We start from the raw sequence: 2,153 nt of genomic DNA, 5'->3' as shown, positions 1-2,153 counted from the left end.
GTCGTTTGCAACATCCAGAAGAAGTCAACAAGAAAGCTGTCGGAAAGGGCGGAGCAGAGACTCGCAGACATCAGCCGTCTGGCAGGCCGAAGATGTCTACAGGATTAGCGATCCGAGAGGACACACCAGGACCACTGCACAGGAGCCACCAGAACGGCTCAGAACCATTTCGGAGCCTGAGCGAAGGATCCCAGCAGGACCGCAGACAACGAGCCGTCAGCAAGGCCGGAAGATGTCTACGGGGGCAGGAATCGGAAGATTCGGCGCAAACCGCCAGCACCGAGCGAGCAGCAAGGCTGAAGAGGTCGACAGGACGCGCGGACGGGAAGACCGGAGCAAACCCGTCCGCATCGCGTCATTGATTTGCTTACCGATATTCTGAAATGTTCATCGTCTGACCTCTGTCAATCGATCGCGAGGGGCGGGATGACCGCGACGCGGTCTTGATGGGGGTCGTTTTCAGGCTAGATCCTCGTGTCGAAAAACTGCACCACCAGCGTCGGATTGTAAGCCGACGAGGCGGTTTCCGCGGTCTGGAGATACCCCATGAAAAAGACGTTCATCGTCTGTCCGGCCGTGCAACTGGCCACGCGCTGGGTCGCGCCCGATTCGGTGATGCCGTCGCTGTAGGCGGAGATATAGTGCGCGGAGTTGCTATCCATTTCGGTCGGCGCGGGATCGTTGATGGCGAGACTGAAGCCGGCGCCCACGTAGGCCCATCCACCGGCGGACGGGAAAATCGCGAACTGAGACGTGGCATTCGCGACGATGAAACCGGCTTTCGGACAGACCACGGTGACCTTCCGGAGCAGGGTCGCCGCATGGAAATCGGTGCTGGTGATTTGGACGGCAGGGGTACTGCTGTAATCGAACCAGCTCGTCGCATGAGCCGTGTTGACGAACAGCGCGGGCGCGATGGCAACGCTGACAGCGATCGATCGAAGAACGTGACGCATTGGAATTCCCCCTAAAAGATGGTCTTTTTTAAATCCGACAGTTTTAGTCAGCAAAGTAAAGATAGACATCGTCGCGGTTTTGCGCAATGTGCATGGCGGCTCACGCGGATCGATGTTGAACGTTTTCCTGCCCAACCTCGCCGCCAGTCGTCGGCTTCCGTCGGGCGCGCTTCTGGTCTCGCCGCCAGCCCTTAGTATCAGACTCTGGGCCTTTTGCTTGTGTGGGGGATAGGTCGCGGGCCGCCATCATGCGGCCTCGCCCGAGCGAGCCAGCCAAGCGTCAACGGCTTCGACCGACCACACAGAGATCGGACCGACGCGACCCGTCGCGTGAGGGATTTGGCCGCGGGCGATGCGGAGCGGGAGCGAACCCTGAGGGCAGTTGAAGCGCGCGAGGATGTCGCGCTGGGTCAACAAACCCGGAATTGCGGGGCTGTGCGTGGGGCATGGGTTGCGCCTCATGTTGCAGGCGGCCTTGACTAGATTCGGTCAGTCGCGGCATGATGCGCGCTCAAACCCCAGCCCAATTCAGCCGCCTTTCGGTTATTCGTAACCGAGGGGCGCAGTTGCGAAGTGTGCCCACCCGATGCTAAAAATCGGGCCAGCCCTGGAGAAACTCAGAATCTCTCCAGGGCTATTCCTTGCCCGCAGTATTCGTAATCGCGCCAGTATATACCGACTTTCCCGGTATCTGACGAAACGTGCTCACGCGCTCGCCGGGTTCACAAAACATAGTCGTCATAGGTCTTCGCGACCGTCGCGCGATCCAGCCCGATATAGCGCAGGGTGACGGCGGGGCTGCGCTTGCTGAATCAGTTCGATGTAACGACTCGGGGTAAACGGCGGCGCGAGCGACGCGGCGTCATAGGGGGTGTAAGCCCAAACCCCAGAAAATTCCGTCGACCCTAAAAAAGCGGCCAACTTGGATAGCCAAATAGGGCGCGCCGGGTCCGCCCCTCTAAGCGTGTCACCAGCGCCGCCAGTGCGGTACAGGTCGCCGGGTCCGGGGGTTCGGGTTGCCGGTCATACCAGTTCAACATGGCCGCCGGGGTCGAGTACCCATAAGCGCCAACTTAACCGCACCGTTGACGCACTTGTGAGTTCATCATCTGCATGACCCTGGCCGGAACGGTTTGCAAGCGACGGCGGCGCGGACGTTCCTTGAGCACGTCGAGGCAGGCGTCCCAGTGTTCGTCT

General features: G+C 60.2%; 1 protein-coding gene. It reads right to left on the bottom strand.

The annotated features are described in order from the left end of the window. Positions 1 to 464: 464 nt before the first annotated feature. Positions 465 to 1,091: a hypothetical protein gene (locus tag QZY07_RS03055; RefSeq protein WP_295399628.1), complete on the bottom strand. Its 627-nt coding sequence runs from the start codon at positions 1,089 to 1,091 to the stop codon at positions 465 to 467. Between the last annotated feature and the right edge of the window lie 1,062 nt (positions 1,092 to 2,153).

Origin of the sequence: uncultured Thiocystis sp. (genome assembly GCF_903866365.1) — a bacterium.
GTDB lineage: Bacteria > Pseudomonadota > Gammaproteobacteria > Chromatiales > Chromatiaceae > Chromatium.
This window is presented reverse-complemented; position numbering and strand designations above follow the sequence as displayed.